The following is a 23588-nucleotide window of genomic DNA, read 5'->3' on the forward strand; positions in this document are numbered from 1 at the left end:
TCTACACGGTTTCGTCACTTCTCGTTCTCCTCACCAAACGTCAAAAAATCTTTGTACATGGCGCATTCACGAATCATTTCTTTATCGAATAAGCTTCGTCGGTGATTTTTGAAAAATTTGGTATAGGCGCTGGCATACTTCGTTTTACGCAATGCCAGCATATTTTTTACAAACGTAGAATCTTCCTCATATACATACCCGTTCCTGATCTGCTCGATCGAGCGCTGCACAGCAAACGCATGGTCTTCACAACGGGCGGCCATGTACGCAGATCGGTCGGCAAGGGCAATGGTTTTGGCCGCTTTTGCCGACTGTTCAAAATACCCTCTGGCGTGCGATGTCGTATAATAATCCGTGTTCATCAGCTCATCGAAGCGTTTTTGTTTGGCAACCGGGTCGGTCGGCACATCATATACGGGCGGTTCTCCCGCACTCCAGTACGACTTTACGAGCAGCCAGGCATTACCATACCAGCTCAGATTCCAGGCCCCGCACCCCAGTTGATAATAAAGTTCAGCCGCCTGATCACCCGTAGCGGATTTGGCTTGCGTCTCTAAATCAGCCATATGCCGGGCAAACTGAACGGGTGTGTACGTATTTGCCTGCTGCTCTGCCGGGAAGTTCACTTCGGTCGACGTCGATGTGGTTTTGGCCGCCCCTGCTTGATCGGCTGCCACGACTCGTGGCATTTTAACAGCGAATGGGTTGGTGTTAAAGTAGAGCGTGAAGGGTTCAGTCTGCCACAGCTTGGAATTTACCTTGCCGAACGCATCGGCCGCTTCAGCATAGTGGTGCTCCATCATCAGCCGACGGCCCAGCAACAAGGTCAGTTGGTCAGGGGTCAAAGCCGATAACATGATCAATCGTTTGTCAAAGTCAGTTTGATTTGGCTGACTGATAAACCGAATTGTTTCCCGAATAGTGGCCGATGAAACCGTATCCTCGATGGCGTGAGGCTCAGTTGTGCTCGCAAAATAGGTACCAGTGCCAGGTTGGGTTGTCAGAATGGTAAACAGATAGGATTTAGCCTGGTCGTTGCCATTCACCGGCTGCGTTTTGGAACGGCTACAACTCGACAACCAGCCACTTTTAGGCGCTTCCTGATACGTGTACTTGGCGGCAAACTGCTTACAGACCGTAATGTAGGCGTTATTAATTCGGAAATTTCCAGTGCTGTCGAACGCTTCCAGATAGCCAATCAGCTGCTTTTCGGTTTCGGGCGTAATAGTTTCGGTTTGAGCCGATAAGAGGAGCATCCGCTGTACGGCAATCTGCGTTGTCAACGCTTTATTGGTTGGGGGCAACAGAGCCGCCTGGTCAAGATGCGTTTGAGCCGCCACGTAATCTTTCCCGAGATAGTCTAGATACGCGGCCGCCGTGTACCAGAATGCCGGGTCCGCCAGTGCTTTATTGTTGGCCGATTCGAGTGCAAACGAACGCAGTTGATCAAAATACGAGGGCGCCTGGCTTTTCCGGTTGGCAAACCCCAGCGAATCGGGTGTTTGACTCATGTTGTTGCGTGTATACTCCTCGTCGGTCATGAAAAAATAGTACTCATTCCGATTGATTTCCCGCGCCATAATCAGCTCGATCAGGGGATTTTTGGGTGTCAGCCGAACAACTTCTTTCAGCATGGTCAGCGCATCGGTTCCGCCGAGCGGAATGCCCGGCTGAATGGCACAGAGCGCATACACAGCCGCCCGTTCTTCATCCGTTCTGGCATAGTCCAGGGCCTTTTCCCGAAACTGGATACCATATTTCCGGAGGCTCGTTTCGGCAGCTTTACGGCGCGACGGGCACCGGTCGAATACCTGCGCAAATTCATAAATAGCCTTTGCCGTATCGCCCACGGCCAGGCTGGCCCCCGCCCGACGACACAGAGCCCAATCGCTGATAAAGGTCTTTTTTGGCAATGGACTAACCAATTGATCATAGAGTTGCTGCGCCTGGTTAGGCTTACCCATTTCGCTGGCAAGCTTCACTGCCTGAAAGGCATACCGTTCTTTCAGGAAAGGGTCTTTTGTTATCTGATAGCGCTTTTTGGCCTCATCAAGTTCTTGTGGTAGCTGTGCGCTATCGGCCTGGGAAGCGTTTGGGTTCCAGGGGCTGCCCTGCCCATTATCGGCCGCCCAGGCAAAACTCAAATAAGCAACGGCTTCAGGGTTGTTTCGATCTAAACTTGAGGTTAGTACCCGAACGGCGGAGCTTTCTTCGTCATATAGTGCCCGGCTCACCAACGTATCCGGCACCTTATTACCGGTATAATTTACCCAGGCTTCTATATTTTCATCAACGACGGGCACCGGATTTTCCCCGTACTGCTCAGCGATTTCTGCATTATTATAAAACTGCGGGGTAAAGATATAGCGACTGTCTTCCGGCTGAGCATTGCCCGCTTCGGGCATGAAAAAACTCATAAACTCGTTTGGATCGAACGAGGGGCCACAGGCAAAGCCAATTAGCACAAAAAGCATGAAGGCAGGCCTACGGAAGCGACCCATTGCCAAGAAGTGTTTGAAGCGTTTCAAGAGAATAAGCAGCTAGTGCCGTTGAATCGAGGTGGTACAAAGCAAATGTAATCCGTTGGTTCTGAATCTGACGCAGTAATCGTTTTTTTTCATTCACCAGTGTTTCAGCCGGAACAGCCTCTGCCCGAAACAGGTCACCCCGTTGCACGGATAATCCCAGCGCGACGGTGTCCCGCGTGGCCATAAACCGCATGCTATCGGCTTGTGGAGCCAGAAATGAACTGTTGACCAGCGCTTTACGATCAACGTTATTCAGAAAGGTCAGAAAACGATTGTGCCGGTACACAACCGTCCAGCGAAATAGCGGCAACACAACATCCAGCGGCAGTGGATAGGTAGGCAAAAAAGACAGGTATTGATTCGCTACGTCAGCATCATAAATGGAGTTACGCGTGTCGGCCCGTTTCCAGTCCGCCACGTTATAGAGCATCAGCATCCCGCGCGATACGGGCGGAATACCCGTTTGGTCAGTGTATTTGATTTGATGCAGGCGGATGGTTGCCGAGAGTGGGCAGGAAAACTGTTTAGTCAGCAGCGAGAGCAACCGAAAATACCGGTCGCGGGTTCGGGGACTCCAGTCGCAGTCGACCTGTACTTCACCAAAGCGAATCCTGTTCTGCTGGCTGATTTGTGTAACAGCCTGTTTAATATGAGTGGCCAGTTCAGCGATCCCGGTCGGCGACAGGTTCAGCAGCGTCCGATTCGTAATAAAGATCACCGGCACCACGTTGCCAACGGGCTTTTGCCGGAAGCGCACAAACGCTTTCGGTACCGGCCGATGCGTTCGGGCATCCCAATCGACGTCGAAAAAATGGATATACAGTTTCTGAACGTTTAGCGCTTTCAGTGTTTCCAGTTCCGGGCGCGTGGGCGAAAAGGTCGATTTCCAGTGGTAAAACGCAGGCGTTATTACCCCTGGTGCTGTGGCTTTCTGCTGTTCAGTCGATTGACAGGCCAGCAAAAAAAAGCAACCCGACAGCAACCAGAAGGCCGACCAAACACAAAAGCACTTCGCTTGTATTTGGTCGGCCTCAAACCGGACGCGTTTACCACTCATTCTACGAAATAGCGTTATAAATCAACGAATGAATTAGGCCAAAACCTTCGTGCTCACGGTTTTGTGGCTCTCAGCCTTCACCGTCACCTCTTTGCCGAGCAGTTGAATGGTAAGGGGTTCTCCCGAGAAATTATGCACCGTTACGTCCTGCTGAGTGGTCGTTACCTGTAACAACACACTCCGGAAACGAATCTTAAAGGACAGGGATTGCCAGTTGTCCGGGCAATACGGATTGAGAATAACCCGGGACTCGGTGCCTTTCCCGCTTTCGATCCGAAAGCCGCCAAACCCTTTCACAACTGCCAGCCACGTTCCTGCCATGCTCGTGATATGGCAACCGTCTTCAGTGTCGTTGTTGTAATCATCCAGGTCCAGCCGGGCCGTACGCAGGTACATTTCATAAGCTTTTTCTTTCAGGCCCAGTTTCGATGCCTGAATGGAGTGCACACAGGGCGAGAGCGATGATTCATGAACGGTCATCGGCTCATAAAAGTCAAAATTTCGCTTCAGCGTCTCGGTATCGAACTCATCCTCAAAGAAGTATAGCCCCTGCAATACGTCGGCCTGCTTGATGAAACACGACCGCAGAATCCGATCCCACGACCAGTTCTGGTTGATCGGCCGTTGCCCTTTGGGGATATCCGAAACGGGCATCAGATCTTTATCCAGGAAGCCTTCCTGTTGCAGAAAAACGCCTAAGGCGTCATCCTTCGGCAAGTACATTTTCTCCACGATCTGCCGGGCGGTGGCTAATTCTTTCTCTTCGCGGAAGTGAATCCGGTCAATCAGCTCCGCGTAGGCCGACGGGTCGATCGCCTTCACTTTCGCAACGGCTTCGGTGGTGTACCGGAGTGTCCAGGCCGCAATGTAGTTGGTGTACCAGTTGTTGTTGACGTTGTTTTCGTACTCATTCGGGCCCGTCACGCCCAGCATCACGTATTGATCTTTGGCTTTTGAGTAGTTGACCCGCTGGCTCCAGAAGCGGCTAATGGCAATGAGTACTTCCAGCCCGTAGTCGACCAGATACCGTTCGTCGCCAGTATAGCGGACGTAGTCATAAATGGCGTAGGCAATGGCGCCGTTCCGGTGGATTTCCTCAAACGTGATTTCCCATTCGTTATGGCACTCTTCGCCCGTCATGGTCACCATCGGATAGAGTGCGGCACCAGCCCGGAAACCGAGTTTCTGCGCATTTTCAATGGCTTTCCCGAGTTGTTTGTACCGGTAAACAAGCAGATTTTTCGCCACTTTCTGGTCGGCCGTGGCGAGGTAGAAGGGCAAGCAGTAGGCTTCGGTATCCCAATAGGTCGATCCGCCGTATTTCTCCCCTGTAAAGCCTTTCGGCCCGATATTCAATCGCTCATCTTCACCGGTATAGGTCTGATTGAGCTGAAAAATATTGAACCGGATGCCCTGCTGAGCGGCAATATCCCCTTCGATGATTATGTCGTTCGTTTTCCATTTATCGGCCCAAGCCTGTTTCTGCTCAAACAGCATTTTTTCGTACCCTTTTCGGGTAATTCGCTGAATGTACTGATGGGCATCCTTAATGATCGTGTCCGAATCGTAATTCAACGATGAGAGGTTCACGGCATATTTATACACGACCGTTTCCTGGCCTTTCCGGCAATCGAGCGTGATGCGGTTGGCCACATATTTCTCGTACTTGATGGGCTGCGACTGGTAATCGACTTTTACACCATCCTGCTCAATCTCGACGCACATACCGCTGGCGACGTGAAAGCCCGTTTTGCGCGTTCGAAGCTCGATATATGCTTCGCCATAACCGGTTTCTTTCCGCACTTCATCCCAGAACGTTTCATCATAATTGGCGTCGCGGTTGCGGATATCGCCGTTGATGTACGGGGTGATGGTTATTTTAGCCTCAAAATTCAGCGGTTTGATGGCATAGCGAATGGCTCCGGCTTCGTCGTCAACGATGGAGCAAAACCGTTTGGCATTTACCTGGATTTCGCGGCCACTCTTCAGAATGGCAACAAATGAACGTTCCAGATAACCTTCCTGCATATTCAGCACCCGTTTGAAATCCCGTACCTCGCAGTGGTTCAAATCGAGCGATTCATATTCAATATCAATGTCGATACCAATCCAGTTGGCCGCATTCAGCACTTTGGCGAAGTATTCAGGATAGCCGTTTTTCCACCACCCTACCCTGGTTTTATCGGGGTAATAGACACCGGCAACGTAGTTACCCTGTAAGGTTTTTCCCGTAAATTTCTCTTCAAAATTCCCGCGCTGACCAAGTCGGCCATTACCCAGTGACATGACACTTTCGGTAATTTCATTAAAGTCACGGTGAAACCCTTCTTCAACAATATTCCAGGAATCCTGAACAATATAATTTTTCATCAACACCAGTCATTTAGCTTTTCGGTTCCGAACCATTGCAATAATAGGGTTCAGAAGCGAAAATCTATGAGTTTAGAGTTATACTAAGCCACAAAAGTATCCATTTCTGCTTTTACCCGCATGGCCTGCTTTATATGCCGCTCGGTATGAGCAACCAGCATCCTGAACGCATCACCCAGCCGGAGTTTGAGCCAGTTCCCAAAAAGCGACATCACTTTCTCCCGATTCCAGTCCAGATAAACCGCTTTAGTCAACTGGGTGCTCAATAAGGTTTGCAGGTCCACAAATTGCCGAACTACATCATCAGGTAGTAGATCAGCCGCTTTTCTCGGATAAATTACACCCGGTGCTGGCAGCTTTAACCTGGCTTGTGGATCAACCGCCACCAACATGGCTTTGCCCACCAGATCACTCACCAGAAGCTGGTCGACGGGAGTTGTCTGTATCAGCCCCAGCGCATCCACCTTGTGCTGAATATTATGAATATAGAACCGCTCGGCCAGATTGAGGTGTTGCAAACACTCAACGATACTCCATCGGTCGGGCGCGGGTTTCCATCGAAGCTGCTCCTCGGTTAGCGTAGCGAACTCCCGTTCAACGAGATCAAGAACGGTTCGAAGGCGTGTTTGAAGCTCGCTGGCAGTGGCTAGTTTTTGCATGGACTTATTAACAGATTCGGATCATCGGCTTCTACAGGGTATGTGTGATTACCTGTTGAAACAGGTCCAGATCCCGTCTGGAATCCAGGTCAATGGCTCCGGCTTCGAACGGCACTTCCGAACAGTCGCTCCGATGCCGGACAATCACCCATTTAACGCCCTTATCGCCTTCCAGTTGGAGGAGCTCGTTGATGTAATTACGGTGAAACAGCGCCGGTACACTAATCTGCGTATCATAGCGACAGGCCACGATGCCTTTACCTTCTTCGTTTTGCACGTCAACCATGTGCTGCAACAAGCCGAGCGATACCAGCGGTTGATCGGTATGCAGCACGAGAACGGCGTCAATGTCCTTATTGATGATGTACAGGGCGGCCAGCCCTGTCTTCAGCGACGATGCCTGACCGGTTGGCCAGCTTGCATTGTCGACCAGCGTGATGGGTAACCCGCTGAGTTCAGGTACGATCTGAGCCCGGTTAGCCCCTAAAACAACAACCACGGGCCCACGTTGTAGCGCCAGTGCACTTTCTGTTACCCGTCGTAAAAGCGACTGGCCTTTATAGCTGATTAACTGCTTGGGTTCGCCCCCCATTCGTGACGAGTCGCCAGCGGCTAATATGATCGTTCCGATTCTTAACAAAATTCCTTTTTTACTTGAAGGTACGAAATAAAGAGTGAAAGAGTGAAAGCCACACGAAGCCAAGCGAAAAAGTAAAAATGATGCACAGGCGCTCTTTCACTCATTCGCTCTTTCGCTTATTCGTTCGGCAAACACCTCGACGGGATAACCGACCTCGACCAGGGAAAGCCCCTGAGCCGGGGCGGCTCGCCCGGCCTTCCGTCGATCACGCGCCAGAATAATCTGATCGAAATCGTCTACGCTCAAGCGCCCCTGTCCAACGGCCAGCAAGGTGCCAACGATTGCCCGAACCATACCGTGCAGAAACCGATTGGCTTTAATATGAAAGATCAAATCACCGGTGGTGTGCTGCTCCCATTCGGCTCGTTCTATCTGGCAGTTAAATGTCAGGACATCTGTTTTGACTTTACTAAAGCTTTCAAAATCCAGATGATACAACAGTCGATTAGCCGCTTCGTTCATGCGCTCAACGGCCAGGGGGAGGGTAAACACATAGACAAGCTCGTCGCGAAACGGGTCTTTTCGGCGGCAGATTGTATACTGATAATACCGGGATATGGCGGTAAACCGGGCATGATCATCAAAACGAACGGGGAAGCAGTCATACACCGCAATATCCGGTGGAATCAGGCTATTTATTGACCTCAACAGGTTGGTGGGCAGACTGTTGTCAAATTCGAAATGAGCAAATTGTTCACCCGCGTGCACGCCCGCATCGGTTCGCCCACTACCCACAATGGCAATAGGTTGCCGTAATATAGTGCTAAGTGCTGTTTCGAGTACTTCCTGAACACTCAAGCCATTTGGTTGCCGTTGCCAGCCGTGGTAAGCAGTGCCTTTGTATGCCAATTGAAGAAAATAACGCATAATTGGGGCAAAAGTAGCCTATATCGACATGCTAAAAACGGTAGGGGGCTGTGGTTTCAGGAAAATACCTGCCCCCAGAGCCCCCAAGTTAAAAGAGGAAGGAAAAATCTCATAAATCAAACCTATTTTGAACGACTCAAACGCGGATTCATTGACCAGCGCTTTCCTGTACTCAAAACAATAATCTAATTTACCCTTTCCTAACCAGTTGTCAATGACTTAGATTATCCATTTAAGCAAATGGGCAAACTAGTGAGGGAACGGACCTGAGCAAGACATGTCAAATTCGTTCGACCTCAAAGCGTAGTTCATCAACTAATTGCTTCAGGCGGTCTGTATTTGGCGCAGGAGGAGGCAGTTGCTGACTAACGAATGCAGCGATCTCCCACACCTCCTGCACATCTTTCAACACAACTTCCCGATTTTGAATATCGGCACGGTCGGCAGTTAACAGCAGGGTTCCTTTTACTTTCACCTGATTATAAACCCGTCGGCAAACGATACCAGCTCCTGATCCGTCGGAACGCTGGGGTTGAATAAGCAGAACATAGAGCTTGCCGTCGGCAATGTCGAACCAGTTTCGAATAAACTTGCCCACCAACAATGCCTTCGGAAAAACAAAGTCATCACCCGCTTCAAACGCCCGGTAATGGCCTTCGGGCAATGTGGGCAGGTGCATGGCCGGTAGGTGGTGCAGAAAGTCGGCCTGCTGATAGCGCTGACAATAGTCAGCAAACTGGCGCTGCATCACGACCGGAATCGTTGGGGCAATGGGTTGAGCCGAGGCATGTGGCCGGGTTGAGCTGGCAGGGCCCTCATATACATTGTTAAACGCCATCGAGTCAGCCGGGTAACTTACCGACGGCTTAGGCGCTGGAGGTGTAGCTCGTGGTTCCGGCTGCGGTTTGAACAATTCATCCAGGGATGCCTGATTTCGCTCCTGTACAGGTTGTTCTGACTTAAACGCTACCGGCTGTGACCGCTCTGTTTGTCCCTGGTTTGGTCGGACGGGGGGCAAAATAACCGGGGGAACAGGGGCCGGTCGATTTTCATCCTGTGTGCGGTAATACTTGTTCAGTACGGATGAAAGAGGTTGCGGCTCAGGAACCGGAGGGCTGGGCTGGGCAAAAATATCCGGAAAATCGGGGTGCTGAAAGGGGTCATCCTCGTCGGGATCAACCTTCCCATCCGTCCGGATTGTGTTCAACCGGGAGTCTGCCGCTTTGGCAGGCTGGCCGAGCGGAATGCTTAGATTCGGCGTTTCGCGAAGTTTGCGCAGATCCTGCCGCGTCAGCAGTTCAACCGTCGTGTTAAACGCTTTGGCAATAGCCTGAATATTTTGCCCGTTCGGATTGGCACGGCCTTCTTCATAGGCACCTAATAACGAACGCTTTATATTTATTTTACGAGAAAACTGCTCTTGCGTCAGACCATTCAGTTTGCGCAGATAGCGGATGTTGTCACTGACGAGCGTCATCCAGAATAAGGGTTTGCTAAAGTTTCAGCTAAGATAACGTTTCGTGTTTTAAATGCCAATACCCATTGATTCGACTGCTTTTTTGTATTTTTAGTGCAATCTCTGGGATGAAACTACCTCAAAGGTAACCTACCAGGCAGCCAGGCTACTTATCGTTCGGGTTAGTCGTTGAGCAAATCAAAACTTACAGAATCACGTATCAACAAGTGTATGACTCCCCTCCTTTCCGAAACCAGCCTGCACAATGAGCTACAATCGGTGTTTGCTACTCAACGCCAGCATGCTCGCCACATGGCGTTGACCACGGCTGGGCAACGTATTGAACGCATCCGACGGATTCAGACCTGGATCAACGTCCACCAGAGCAGTATTGAACAAGCCCTGTACGATGACTTTCGAAAGCCATCCGCCGAAGTTGTCCTGGGCGAACTGATGGCGCTCCATGCCGAGATTAAACACACCATACGACACCTGAACAGCTGGATGAAACCACAGCGGTTGCCAACTCCGCTCGCGCTGATTGGCACCAAAAGTCATCTGATCCACGAGCCCAAAGGTAATGTGCTTATAATTGCTCCCTGGAATTACCCGTTCGTGCTGAGTATCCGTCCATTGGTGTCGGCAATTGCCGCAGGCAATGTGGCTGTCCTGAAACCGTCGGAACTGACGCCCCATACGGCCGGGCTGATCAGGAAGATGATTGCCGAGCTATTTCCTATTCAGGAAGCCGCTGTGTTTGAAGGAGATGCCGATGTTTCGAAAGCCTTACTCGAACTCCCGTTCAACCATGTATTCTTCACGGGCAGTCCGGCCGTTGGGCGGGTCGTGATGACGGCAGCCGCCAAACACCTGGCATCCGTCACGCTGGAGTTAGGCGGCAAGTCGCCCGCCATTGTCGACGAGTCGGCCGACATAAACCAGGCTGCCGGACAGATCGCGTGGGGAAAATGTCTGAACAACGGGCAAACCTGCATTGCCCCCGATTATGTACTGGTTCATCACTCGATCCGTCAGGCCTTCATTCAGGCACTGCGCCATACCTTAGCGAGCATGTACAGCCCTGATGGCAAGCCGGTTGAAGCCTCAGATAGTTACGCCCGAATTGTTAACAATCACCATTTTGACCGGATTCGGGAGCTGGTGAACGATGCCGTCGGCAAAGGAGCCACCATAACCTACGGCGGGCAGATGAACGCCCATGAAAATTTCATTGAGCCAACCATACTGGAAGACGTGACCGATGAGATGCAGATCATGCAGGACGAGATTTTCGGCCCCGTTCTCCCGGTGCTCACCTTTACCGAGCTGGACGACGCGCTCCGCATCGTTAACCAGCGCGAAAAACCACTGGCCCTGTACATCCATAGCCGCAAGCAAAAATCCATTCAGTATATTCTGGATCGGAGTTCGGCGGGTGACACCGTCGTCAACGACACGCTGCTCCAGTTCGGCAATGTCGAATTACCTTTTGGTGGGGTCAACAACAGCGGCCTGGGTAAATCGAACGGATTTTTCAGCTTTCAGGAGTTTTCCAACCAGCGGGGTGTCATGCAGCGCGAGTTCGGCACCATGAAATTCATTTATCCGCCTTATACGGAGAAGGTAAAGAAACTGATCCATTTTGTAGTGAAGTATCTATAAGGTAACGCGGATCGCACGATTACGCCCTGCATTGACGATGTGGGGCGTTTTTTCGTTAAAACCTTGTACCTTGAATTCGCATGTTACAACGACACTTCTTTCGCACGCTGCTTCTGCTAGCTGGTCATCTGGCTACCGCCCAAACACTTCCTATTCTTAGTCAGAACCCGGCCAGTTTGCGCTGGTATCGCCTGTCGACTCCGCATTTCCGGGTGCTTTACCCAACGGGTTTCGATTCTACGGCGCAGCGGACGGCCAAACGGCTGGAAAGTTTGTATGAGCCAGCCAGCGCATCCCTACAGAAACAGCCCCGCCGAATTTCCGTACTCCTTCAGAATCAGACAACAAACAGCAATGGCTTCGTTACGCTGTATCCACGCCGGTCGGAGTTTTTTGCCGTGGCTCCCCAGGATCCCGGCTTGATGGGTACGCTTGACTGGCTTGATCTACTGGCCGTTCATGAATACCGGCACGTCGTCCAAAATGACAAAGCCCTTCAGGGATACGGCCGCGTGCTTTATACCTTTCTGGGTAATACGGGACTGGGGCTCCCCCTGCTAACCGTTCCCGACTGGTTTGCCGAAGGCGATGCCGTCAGTAATGAAACGCTGCTGAGCAACAGCGGCCGTGGCCGAATACCCAATTTCGACCTGGGCATGCGAGCAAACTTACTGGAATCAACTAAAAAACGCTTCGATTACCAGAAAGCCGTGGGGGGCTCCTACCGCGACAACGTGCCCAATCATTACGTGCTGGGCTATTTCCTGACAACGTACCTCAAACGGACGTATGGCCCTGATGTCTGGAGCCGCATCCTGAATCGAAACTACCGTCGGTTCCCCTGGCCGTTTGCGTTCTCGGCTAGCATTAAGGATGAAACCAAGTTACGAACGGAGGATCTTTACCAAAAAACGATGGATGATCTTACCGAAACCTGGCAGAAACAACAGGCCGCTCTGACCATTACACCAGCCACTACGTTTCCCGTTAAGGCCGAAAAGCAGGACTCCAAACGACCCGTTTTTACCAATTATCAACACCCTCAATTTTTAACGGATTCGACCGTATTGGCGGTGAAGAGTGGCCTTGGCGATACGCCCCGATTAGTTATTCTGGATAAACAGGGACGCGAAAAAACGGTTTTTGTGCAGGGATTTCCCAATGATCCGGACATGCTTTCTGCCTCGGCCACCAAAGCCTGCTGGATTGAGTTTGGCTATGATCCCCGCTGGGGACAGCGTATTTATTCGAACATTCGCATACTAGACTTAAAATCGGGGAAACTTACCCGCCTGACGCACCGCGCCCGCTACACGGTGGCCGCGCTCTCCCCCGATAACAGCCGGCTAGTAGTGGTCGAAAATACGGACCGCTACAAAATCAGGTTGCTTGTTCTGGATGCAAAAACGGGCAAGATTCAAAAAGCCATCCCCAACCCCGACAACGAGTTTTATCAGCACCCGCGCTGGCAGGATAACAAAACCATTGTGGCAGTAGCCCTGAAAAATGGCCAGAAAACGATTCAACGTATTGACAGCGAATCTGGCGTTCGAACGGATTTGCTGCCACGAGCCAACGAAAACATCAGCCACCCGCAGCCCTGGGGCAAGTATGTGTTCTATAACTCGCCCCGATCAGGTATCGACAATATTTATGCGTTAGATACCCGATCCGGCCAGGTGTTCCAGGTTACCTCGCGCCCACTGGCCGCCTACCACGCGGCTGTGTCGCCATCGGGGTCGCGCCTTACTTTCGAAGATTTTTCGGCAACGGGCTACCGCATTGATGACATGCCACTGGAACCTGCCCGTTGGAAACCCGTTATGGAACCAGTGCGGGAGCAGGCTGTCCGCTATTTTGGGCCACTCAGTAAACTGGAGCCGGGTGCGGCACAGGGTCGTCTGGCACTTACAGACTCCCTATCGGGCAAGGCCAACTACAAACCTACACGATTTAGGCGTGTGGCCAACTCCGTCAATATTTACAGCTGGGGGCCCGTGTTCAGTAGTACGGGGCAGGCGCTGGCAGTAGGGTTGAGTTCGCAGGATTTACTGAGTACAACGCAAATTAGCGTTGGTTACAATTACAACCAGTCGGAACGGGCCGGTAACGCCTTTGCCTTACTGAGTTATCAGGGGCTTTATCCGATCATCGACGTTAGTTTCCAGCGCGGTTCGCGCAGTACATCCCTGTACATTGACCGGGTAGCGCCCGCCGATAGCTTTCGTACCGACCGCTGGCAGTATAACCAGTTGACGGCGGGCGTTCGATTACCTTTCCAGCTAACCAACTCCAAATACAGCCAGAACCTTAGCCTGTCGGCTTACTACAATTATCTGCACGTAACGGGTTATGATCTGCCTTATCGGTACATCACGGAGGTTGGAGCAGCGGGATCGCTGAATGCGCTTACCTATGGGTTTAGCTATTCGCGCCTGCTTCGCCAGAGTAAACGCGATGTTGCGCCCCGCTGGGGCCAAACGCTTTCGGCCACTTACCGAACTACTCCGTTTGGTGGCCAACTAACCGCTGAACAGTGGGGCGTCCAAGCCACTGCATTTTTCCCGGGATTGGCCAAACACCATTCTCTGCGGTTCCGGGCGGGGTATCAGGAGCAGGTACGGGGCAACTATCAGTTTAGTTCAATTGTGTTTTTTCCCCGCGGGCAGTTATACGTCAGTGATGATAAAATCAGGGCGGGTAGTATCGAATACCGACTTCCTATAGCTGATACGCATTGGTCATTTGGCCGGTGGCTGTATGTGCAACGCATCAAAGCCGGTGGATTTTATGACGCTACCAATGGGCAATCGCTTGTCGAACTGCGGGATACGAATGGCCGGTTACGCGGATACGAAACGCAGCGGCATACGTTCCAGACAACCGGCCTCGACGTGTCCTTTGTGTTCAATGCCCTGCGGGTACGCACCCCGCTCGAGGCTGGTTTCCGGACAATTTATAACGTAACGACTGGCCAATGGTTGGTGCAGCCGTTAGTGCTAGATATCGGGTTTTAGTATCCGGTTTGTGGTATACGTTTATGGTTTGTGGTTGGCGGGCGCGAAAGCAACTGGCGCGTCAGCCAACCACAAACCGTAAACAGACCTAACCTTTATAAAACACCCATTTCGAGAGTTCGCGGAACGATACTTTTTTACCATACATCAGAATACCGACGCGGTAGATCCGGGCCGCTAACCAGGTGGTACCAACGAAGCCCAGCACTAGTAACACCATGGATAAGGCCAGTTCCCAAACGGGTACACCAAACGGTATACGGACCATCATCACCACGGGCGATGTAAACGGAATCATGGACGTCCAGAAGGCCAGCGGTCCATCGGGATCCCGTACGGCAATCTGGGCGAAGGCAATAGCAGCAATGATAGGCATCATGATGGGAAACATAAATTGCTGGGTTTCGGTCTCGTTATCGACGGCCGCGCCAACCGCACCAAACAGAGCACTATACAGCAAATAGCCGCCCAGAAAATAGAATAGAAAACAGCCGACAATCAGGGGAATATTAAGAGTTCCAATGGCCGCCATCACATCTGCAACCGGATTTTTGGCCGTTGCCATTTTACTTTGTACTTCCTGTCCGCCCGGCATCCCATTCATACGGGTCGTTACCGCCGATTGCGCTGTTTCTTTTTGACCGATCAGTTGGGAACCAAGCGTCATCAGGCCAACAGTCAGTACAATCCAGAGCATAAACTGAGTCAAGCCAACCAGGGCAACACCGATAATTTTGCCCAGCATCAACTGAAAAGGTTTTACGGACGAGATAATGACCTCCACAATGCGGTTGGTTTTTTCTTCCATCACCCCGCGCATGACCTGGGTTCCGTAAATCAAGACGGAGATGTAGATCAACAACGCACAAAATCCACTGATAATGGTCGTTGCAATGCCATTGTTACTCTTTTCGCCCCCGTCATTCAGGCTGATGGTTTGTGCGTCAACGTTCACTTTTGCGTCCTGAATTACCTTCTGGGTAATGCCCGCCTGCTCTAATTTGATGGTTTCAATTTCCTTGGAAATGGCTCGCTCAATATTGCTTTGCAACGACAGGCTTACACTTTTTTCCGAGAAAATCTGTACCGTTTTGGGTTGCTCAATTACATTTTTGGGGATAAACACCAAGGCATTATACCCTTGCTTGACAAACGTTTTCTTAGCCTCTGCCAGCGATTGCTTTGGATAGGCGTAGACGGTTTCGTCGTCATTTTTGAATTGATTGATAAAACGGCCGCTTTCATCGACGACCGCAATTTTTTTCTGGTTGATCGAACTGACCGCTGCCCAGCCAATAAGGGCATAGAAGCCAAAAATCAGCAATGGGCCCAAAATCGTCATAATAATGAACGACTTTTTGCGCACCCGAACCATGTACTCGCGCTTGATAATGAGGAAAATTGTATTCATTCTGGTAGACCGGCCAATTGGGTCGGCGCAAAGATGTAGCTTGATTAAGACAAAATTCAGGTACCACTACTAGGTCGTTGGCACTTCGCCTACGGCCTGAATAAAAATATCGTTCATGCTGGGTATATTCTCGCCGAACGCCCGAACGGCCACCCGATCGAGGAGGTAACGAATAAGGTCATTAACGGCAGCATCGGGTGGAATCCGGATGTCGGCCCGCATAAATCCATCATCGGTTGCCTGCGTCTTAAGCACATCAAAGGCAGTGGGTAAAGTCTCCAGTTCACCCTGGTATTCAACGTGATAGGTATGGGTTTTAAATTGCTCTTTGATCGCCCGCTTCGGTCCGTCGAGCACCTTATGGGACCGGTTGATCAGGGCGATATTATCACACAATTCCTCAACGGATTCCATACGGTGCGTCGAAAAAATGATCGTTTTACCTTTATCGCGCAATTCCAGAATTTCGTCTTTAATCAGGTTCGCATTGATTGGGTCAAAACCCGAGAAGGGCTCATCCAGAATAATCAGGTCGGGCTCGTGCATGACGGTTGCCACAAATTGCACCTTTTGCTGCATCCCTTTGGAAAGATCCTCGACATTTTTGGACCACCAGGTTTTGATATCGAACTTCACAAACCAGATTTTCAACTTTTCCATGGCCTGCTTTTCCGTCAGACCTTTCAGCTGGGCCAGGTAGAGGAGTTGTTCGCCAACCTTCATTTTCTTGTAAAGGCCCCGTTCCTCTGGCAGGTAGCCAATTCGCTTGATATGGCTGGGATTCAATCGCTCACCAGCCAGGATTACCTCACCCGAATCGGGTGCTGTAATTTGATTGATGATTCGAATAAGCGACGTTTTGCCCGCACCATTGGGACCAAGTAATCCGAAAATACACCCTTGTGGCACGGATAAACTGACATCATCGAGGGCTCGGTGTTCAGCGTACTGCTTAACAATGTGGTGGGTTTCAAGTATGTTCATCTAGTTTAGGGAAATGGGTGATCGTGTTCCATTGGCTCAAACTACCAGCTTTTGGCACATAACGTCAACCAATTTACGGATGAACTGTCAACCGGCTATACAGGCGGCAATAAAAAAGGCCACAATGTTTCCATCATGGCCCGATAAACCAATTAATACGTAAATCGATCCATTAGTTATAATAGTCCCGAACCTGAAAAAGCAACATCAGAAATAACAATCCCAGCAAGATACCAATCAGACTGAAAGAAAAAATGCTGCTGACAATGCTTAATAACTGGGCGTAATAGCTCAGCACCCAGCCTGTCCGCTTCCGGTTAAACAAGCCGGGAAGCGCCATAAAGCCCAGGACTATCTGAACCAGTGCAATAACCATCGCTATGGTATAGCCGAGTCCAAGTCCTGCGCCACCCATATAGGAGAGTGGCATAAAGGCAGCTCCGATTCCCAGAAAAGCCAAAATTCCAGGCAAGGCCAGTAACAAAAATACGAGCGATACTATAGGCCAGTATTTAACAAATCCCTCCCGAAAATTATACGGGAATTGAAAGGGAGCTTTCGTTGTAAAAAAGGGAGCCAATTCGGTCTCCAGCAGAGCAGGTTGGGCCATAGGACGATGCAGAATAAGAAAAGATGGTGGTTACAAGAGCCTAAATATACACCTTCCCGCGAACGGCCAGTCTATACGGACCAATTTCGTTTTATTAAGCGGCAACTTCGTCCGTCTCAATGGGTTGAGTTCTGAATTCGCCCTCCCATTTTGAAATCACACAGGTCGCTACGGCATTACCGGCCACACTCGTCGCCGAGCGGCCCATATCCAGCACCTGATCAATACCCAGCAGCAGCGCCAGCCCTTCAATGGGCAGGTTAAACAGCGACATGGTTCCGGCAATAACCACTAGGGAGGCCCGTGGCACCCCGGCAATTCCTTTGGAGGTAATCATCAGCGTGAGCATCATCGTAATCTGCTGTTCGATGCTGAGTGGTACGTGATAGGCCTGGGCAATAAACGCCGTAGCAAAGGTCATGTACAGCATGGAGCCATCGAGGTTGAAAGAATACCCAAGCGGCAGAACGAAAGAAATAATCCGCTCGGAACAGCCAAAACGGCGCAGGGCTTCTATGGTCTGAGGAAATGACGCTTCAGAACTAGCCGTACTGAAGGACAGAATGACAGCTGAACGAACTTCTTTTAACAGGGCAAAATAGGGAATACCGACGACCAGGCAAATGAGCGACAGCACCACGAAAATAAAGAAGAGTAGCCCCCCGAAAAAACAAAGAATCAAATAAGCGTAGCCACCCAGAATACCCAATCCCTGCTGGGCAACAATGGCCGCAATGGCCCCCAGAACCCCAAATGGCGCAAAAGACATCACGTAGCTAGTGACCTTGAACATCACATGAGACAGGGCATCGAGCGCCTTAATGATGATTTTCCCCTGTGCACCAATGGCCCCCACGGCAATCCCAAAAAATATGCTGAAGACGACAATCTGAAGAATTTCATTTGTGGCTAAAGCTTCAATAAAACTGGTTGGCACAATGTGTGTAAAAAACGTCTCCAGCGTAAATTTTTGTACCGTTACCCCGACGTCAGTCCCTTTGGCGGGCAGTCTGGTTATACTCATCACTTCGCCTGGCTTCATGATGTTAACCACCAGAAGACCAACCACCAGTGACAGAATGGTGGCAAAATAAAAATAAGCTAATGTCTTAAGGCCAATTCGCCCAACGGTTCCAAAATCACCCAGCTTGGCAATACCAACGACCAGTGTGGCAAAAACCAGCGGGCCAATAATCATCTTTATGAGCCGGAGGAATATTTTGGATAGGATATTGAGATCAGTACCCGAAAAACCAGACGTTGTGGCCGGGAAAAAATAACCGATGGCAATACCAAGCACCATGCCCAGAAAAATGCGAGTCGTTAAATTAGGTAGTTTCATGCAGTGTAAGTAAAGGACCGTTCTAGACAAATGTAAATGAATCCGGGCAGTTGAGAAAGTACGTTTGTACAACGGAGGCCGGTTGGCCTTGATCAGAACGCGGGCATTTAAGCAAAAACTTAACCGAAGCCCTCATGCTTTTTTGCAAATTCGGCTTCGATCAGCTATTATGCGACTAAATCAGTGGACTAATCGAATCTATCGTCTAATTTTATGCCCTACGGAATATCCGCCGATAAATTGGTTTACGATAAGCAAATTGTATCCAAAGAAGCGGGTAAAATAAATAATCTGTTAATCGAAACGGCGTTTTAAACGTAATGTCATCAACAATGATGGTTTGATCGTCAACCGAACGTTGAAGTCGATGGTGGTGTTGCCAGTAGGATAGAAAGAAAGGGAGCTGAAAGCCCTGATCAACAAAAAAAATTTCGTTATGGCTCGTTTGCTGATCAATGATATGGCTGATCCAGTCCTGGCGAAAGAACAGAAAATTTAGTCTTAAATGAACCGTGTCCCCTTTTAGACAACCATCAAACCGAACAACGTCTACCGGTGGAAAAGGCGGGCTGAGTTTCTCGAAAAGGGTACGGTCAAAGCCTGCCCAGACAGCGGGAAGTGATTGCTCAACCTGAGTTTTAAGGACAATATGCATGGTAGGCGAACGAACGGAGAAGCGAAGTGCAGACGAAAATAGGTTCTTTTCACCAGAAAAGAGTATATTAACAATAAGTAGACCAGCAGCCAGACTTTATAGTTTATGCCTGGTTGATTTTTTTACAAGCCCAGCTGGGCATTTTTTACGTTGGAATATGGGTAAGCAATGGGTAGTTCGCTGTTTTTTAGTTGGGCTACTTGGTTTGTCGGTACTGGCCAAAGCGGCTCCTGAACCTGAATACCTTACGGTTCGAAATGGACTGCCCCAGGGGTTTGTCAAATCACTTATTCAGGATCAATATGGCTTCGTCTGGCTCGCCACCCGCGACGGTCTGTGCCGGTACGATGGCGTTCACTTCCGCATCTACACGCACAACCCCCAACAATCTAAATCGCTATCTTTCAGCAGTATATACGAAATAAAAGACGATAAACAGAACAAACTCTGGCTGCGTACCGAAAATAATCATATTGATCGGTTCGACCCCGTTACGGAACAAAGCCACCGTATTTCAAACTCACAGGCCTTTTTGAAAGCCCTGGGCCGGGACCAATTAATTGGCATTCAGCCCGATAATGCAGGCAATGTCTGGGTAGCCACGCTGACAAACGGCTTTTTCCGGTTAAATGCCAACGGCACCATTTCGCACCGCCACTGGGGCATGCAGGGCGATACCATTCAGCGGACGCTTCATGCCCTATTGATCGACCGATATAATCAACTTTGGCTTGCCGCTAAAGATGGGCTGTTTCGGTTTGATCCCGCATCGGGGCAGTTTGTGGGTTTTCGAATCGCGCAGGGATTACCCCAGAACGAAGTATATAGCCTCCACGAACGGGCAAACGGCGAATTGATGCTGGGCTTCCCCGGTCAGTTTGCGTTATTTGAACCGGCCAATGGGCAAGTGAGGCAAACTGTTTCTCTACCCGGATCACCGTCGGCTATACCCCTCTTTACCAAAGATTACCGCGGGATCGATTACATCAACCAAAGTCGCTATACTGACAAATATGGCCTGGTTCCGTTACTAACGTCCCCCGATAACGGGCTCGATGGATCGGCCGGCAATCAGGTGTCCAAGCTGGGAAAATTTTCGGCCGTTTCCTTATTAGTCGACCGCACCAACGTGCTTTGGATTGGCCTAAACGGGGACGGCGTTATTAAGTATGATCTCAACAAGCGGCCCTTTCAAACCTGGCCGTACAGTCAGAACTTCCAGACTGACTGGCTTACGCAGCAGTTCAGCGTGCCACTGGAGGCCATACCTCCGGTTATCAGGCAGCAATCGTCGGCCAGCATGCGGTATCAATTCGACCGTCGTAAAAACCTGTGGATTACAGCACCACAAATAGCTCCTTATCGCTACAACGCCTTCCGAAAGCTGTTTGCGCCCGTGTTGCCAACGGGTATTGAGCCGCGCTGGCTTCCGAATGGCGAGTTTCGGTTAAGTGCCTTATCGACCGGAGCCCAGGGTGAACTCTGGGGTTTATTGGGCCCACACAATCAAGCCGTTGTGCGGCATAATCCAGATCAGGAAACCTTTACCGCTTTTCCGTTACCCCTGCCCCCTGGCCACCCCTACGAGATTATGGCGATGGTGGTGGATGGTGGGCGTGTTTATCTGGCCACGAAGAATCATGGGTTGTTGCGCGCCGACCTGTCCCTCAAGCGGCTTATTCACTGGCATAGTGGTGGCACCGATGCCGGCACACTACCCGGCGACGCCCTTCTATGCCTGGCGCAGGACCCGCTTCACTACAACTATCTCTGGATCGGAACGTTTGGCGAAGGACTCTGTCGACTGGATAAACTTACGGGAAAAATCCAGCGGTTTACCGTAGGACAGGCTCTGTCGAACAATGTGATCTACGCCATTCGAACGGGGAGCGACGGTCATTTATGGCTCAGTACCAACCGGGGACTATGCCGATTTGATACACGTACGTTCGAAGCCCGAAACTACATGGCCGATGATGGGTTACCCGGCGAAGAGTTCAAGCAGTTTCACGATGTTGCCCTCCCTACTGGCCGACTCATCTTTGGCGGGACAGGCGGTTATACGGCCTTCGATCCCCGAAAAGTAAGCGAAGATCCCGTAAAGCCGCGAGTCGCTCTCACGGCTTTACGCATCAACAATCAGTTGGTGACGGCTACCACAGCGGGTTCTCCCTTAAACCGGGATATTAATGAAACGACAGAAATTACGTTAACCAACGAGCAAAACTTCCTGTCTATTGATTTTGCAGCCCTTGAATTTAACCAAACCCATAAGAACCAGTACCGGTATAAGCTAATCGGCCTGGATAAAGACTGGGTTTACAGCGGCAATCAGTCAACGGCTACTTATACCAACCTCCCGCCCAGCACCTATACATTTGTTGTCAACGCGTCCAATACGTCAAGTGTCTGGAGCCCGTATACGCACTCGTTACGCATCGTTATTGACCCACCTCTTTGGGCAACCTGGTGGGCTTATCTGGCTTATGTACTACTCCTGATCGGTGCTATTGTTCTCTTCCTGCGCATTCGGATCAACCGTATCCGCCTGAATAGCCGCATGGAATTACGCGAACAGGAGTCGGTTCAGTTAAAACACCTGGACGAAATAAAATCTCGCTTTTTCTCCAACATTACGCACGAGTTTCGGACGCCTTTAACCCTGATTCTTACCCCGCTGGAACAGGTGTTGAATGATTCCAGCGATTCGCCTTACCACGACCGTTTGTCCCTGATTTATCGAAATGCCAATCGGCTTCTTCGATTAATCAATGAGTTACTTGACCTGGCTAAACTAGATGCCGGAAACCTGACCCTAACGCCCACGCCCGCCGATTTGCCGGATTTCGTCACACGCACCGTGGCCGTCTTTACCGACGAAGCACAGCGTAAACACATCCAATTGCAACAAACGCATCACTTTAATCAGCCGTATTACTGGTTCGATCCGGACAAAATTGAAAAGATCATTACCAACCTGTTGTCAAACGCGCTGAAATTTACGGACGACCACGGGGTCATCAACGTCTCAACGCACGTGATGCCGATCGATCCAACTCTGGCGACTTCGGCGAATACCGATCTCATTCGGCTGGTTGTTTATAATACAGGCGCGGGCATTCCGGAACACCAACTGCCTCATATCTTCAATCGCTTTTACCAGGCCGACCCCATGACCGAACGCTCGGTAGGCGGCTCGGGGATTGGCCTGGCGCTGGTGAAAGAACTCGTTGAAATGATGCATGGCACCGTTTCGGTAGAAAGTACGCCCAGTCTGGGCACTACATTCACCGTCGAGTTACCCTGCCGACAGGCGCGGGCAGAACTCGTTACGACGCCCTTAAACAACGAAAAGCCAATCACTGGCTATGAACAATTAACTGGTAATCAAAGCCTTAAAGTTGAAAAATCACCCCAAATACTTTTAGTCGAGGATGATGATGATATTGCGGAATTCATCGTCACGACTTTGCAGATGGAGTGGTCGGTGAAACGAGTCAATAACGGAAGGGCCGGTGTTGAAGCGGCTATTGCGAATGGACCGGACCTCATTATCAGTGATGTACTCATGCCCGAACTCAATGGTTATGAGCTGTGTCGCGAATTAAAAAACAATCCCGTCACCAGCCATATTCCCATTCTGCTGTTGACAGCCAAAGTTTCTGCCGAGAGCCGGATCGAAGGCCTGATGGCTGGAGCCGATGATTATTTACCCAAGCCTTTCCAGGTGAATGAGTTACTCGGGCGGGTTCGCAACCGCATGGCCCACCAGCAGCAGGTTCGCCACTACTATCGAACCCAGTTGTTGCGCGAGGGCTATCTGCCCACGGCGAGTGAGGCCCCCGAAGATGATTTTATGAACCGGGTATACACCTTATTGGAAAGTCATCTGGACGATTCAACGTTTGGCGTAGAGCCGTTGGCTATGGCCATTGGTATGAGCCGCATGCATCTGAACCGGAAGGTAAAAGCCATGACTGGTTTAACCCCGAACGAACTCATTCGGGTAGTCCGGTTGAAGCGTGCCGCCGAGCTCCTGCTGACAGGCGTTTCTATTTCTGAAGTTGCCGATCGTGTAGGGTTTGACACCCCGGCTTACTTCTCAAAAGTGTTTAAAGATCACTACCTGATGACCCCATCAGAATACGTCGAACAACATCGGCAGGAAATTGTGCGGTAAGCGGAGAGGACAACCGTTACGTATCTTTAAATTAGATTTTGTTATTATTTTCAGCCGTTAGATTCCTTAAACTATAGAAATGGGGCCTTTTGGTAGCTCATAAAATTATAAAAGAAAGCTTTCATTTGTGATGTTACAAATTTCATAGTC

The 23588-nt window shown here is 50.4% G+C and carries 15 protein-coding genes; 3 read left to right on the forward strand and 12 right to left on the reverse strand.

Features of this window, described 5'->3' with window-relative positions:
• Positions 1–14: 14 nt before the first annotated feature.
• From ACYVAM_RS26360 to ACYVAM_RS26390, 7 genes are all read right to left on the reverse strand, one after another.
• Positions 15–2474, reverse strand: coding sequence for a hypothetical protein (locus ACYVAM_RS26360; RefSeq protein ID WP_461072706.1), 2460 nt, complete (start codon positions 2472–2474; stop codon positions 15–17).
• 10 nt (positions 2475–2484) lie between these two features.
• On the reverse strand, positions 2485–3585 hold the full coding sequence (locus ACYVAM_RS26365) for a hypothetical protein (RefSeq protein ID WP_461072708.1): 1101 nt from the start codon (positions 3583–3585) through the stop codon (positions 2485–2487).
• 33 nt (positions 3586–3618) lie between these two features.
• Entirely contained in the window at positions 3619–5955 is a 2337-nt protein-coding gene (locus ACYVAM_RS26370; protein ID WP_461072710.1) for a glycoside hydrolase family 65 protein, read from the reverse strand.
• 83 nt (positions 5956–6038) lie between these two features.
• Positions 6039–6614 carry a DinB family protein gene (locus ACYVAM_RS26375; RefSeq protein ID WP_461072712.1) on the reverse strand — a complete coding sequence of 192 codons (576 nt, stop codon included), beginning with the start codon at positions 6612–6614 and terminating at the stop codon, positions 6039–6041.
• A gap of 31 nt (positions 6615–6645) precedes the next feature.
• On the reverse strand, positions 6646–7254 hold the full coding sequence (locus ACYVAM_RS26380) for a nucleotidyltransferase family protein (RefSeq protein ID WP_461072714.1): 609 nt from the start codon (positions 7252–7254) through the stop codon (positions 6646–6648).
• Positions 7255–7350: 96 nt separating this feature from the next.
• Positions 7351–8121, reverse strand: a complete 771-nt coding sequence (truA, locus tag ACYVAM_RS26385) for a tRNA pseudouridine(38-40) synthase TruA (protein ID WP_461072716.1) — start codon at positions 8119–8121, stop codon at positions 7351–7353.
• 280 nt (positions 8122–8401) lie between these two features.
• Positions 8402–9598: a helix-turn-helix domain-containing protein gene (locus ACYVAM_RS26390; RefSeq protein ID WP_461072718.1), complete on the reverse strand. Its 1197-nt coding sequence runs from the start codon at positions 9596–9598 to the stop codon at positions 8402–8404.
• A gap of 210 nt (positions 9599–9808) precedes the next feature.
• Here ACYVAM_RS26390 and ACYVAM_RS26395 point away from each other — a divergent pair, with 210 nt between their 5' ends.
• A complete protein-coding gene (locus ACYVAM_RS26395; protein WP_461072720.1) occupies positions 9809–11239 on the forward strand; it encodes an aldehyde dehydrogenase family protein in 1431 nt (476 codons plus the stop codon).
• 80 nt (positions 11240–11319) lie between these two features.
• Positions 11320–14256 (forward strand): hypothetical protein, encoded by a 2937-nt coding sequence (locus ACYVAM_RS26400; protein ID WP_461072722.1) that lies wholly within the window; start codon positions 11320–11322, stop codon positions 14254–14256.
• Between the two features lie 88 nt (positions 14257–14344).
• On the opposite strand, the gene ACYVAM_RS26405 is transcribed toward ACYVAM_RS26400, so the two are convergent.
• The 5 genes from ACYVAM_RS26405 to ACYVAM_RS26425 form a co-directional block, all read right to left on the reverse strand.
• Positions 14345–15667, reverse strand: a complete 1323-nt coding sequence (locus ACYVAM_RS26405; protein ID WP_461072724.1) for an ABC transporter permease — start codon at positions 15665–15667, stop codon at positions 14345–14347.
• A gap of 69 nt (positions 15668–15736) precedes the next feature.
• On the reverse strand, positions 15737–16651 hold the full coding sequence (locus ACYVAM_RS26410; RefSeq protein WP_461072726.1) for an ABC transporter ATP-binding protein: 915 nt from the start codon (positions 16649–16651) through the stop codon (positions 15737–15739).
• Between the two features lie 172 nt (positions 16652–16823).
• Positions 16824–17261, reverse strand: a complete 438-nt coding sequence (locus ACYVAM_RS26415; RefSeq protein ID WP_461072728.1) for a chromate transporter — start codon at positions 17259–17261, stop codon at positions 16824–16826.
• 94 nt (positions 17262–17355) lie between these two features.
• The gene (locus ACYVAM_RS26420; RefSeq protein WP_460935091.1) at positions 17356–18603 is read right to left on the reverse strand and encodes a dicarboxylate/amino acid:cation symporter; all 1248 of its coding nucleotides are present in this window, start codon (positions 18601–18603) and stop codon (positions 17356–17358) included.
• Between the two features lie 211 nt (positions 18604–18814).
• The gene (locus ACYVAM_RS26425; RefSeq protein ID WP_461072730.1) at positions 18815–19258 is read right to left on the reverse strand and encodes an SRPBCC family protein; all 444 of its coding nucleotides are present in this window, start codon (positions 19256–19258) and stop codon (positions 18815–18817) included.
• 157 nt (positions 19259–19415) lie between these two features.
• On the opposite strand from ACYVAM_RS26425, the gene ACYVAM_RS26430 reads away from it, so the two are divergent.
• Entirely contained in the window at positions 19416–23438 is a 4023-nt protein-coding gene (locus tag ACYVAM_RS26430; protein ID WP_461072732.1) for a hybrid sensor histidine kinase/response regulator, read from the forward strand.
• Positions 23439–23588 lie beyond the last annotated feature (150 nt).

This window comes from Spirosoma horti (assembly GCF_054776595.1).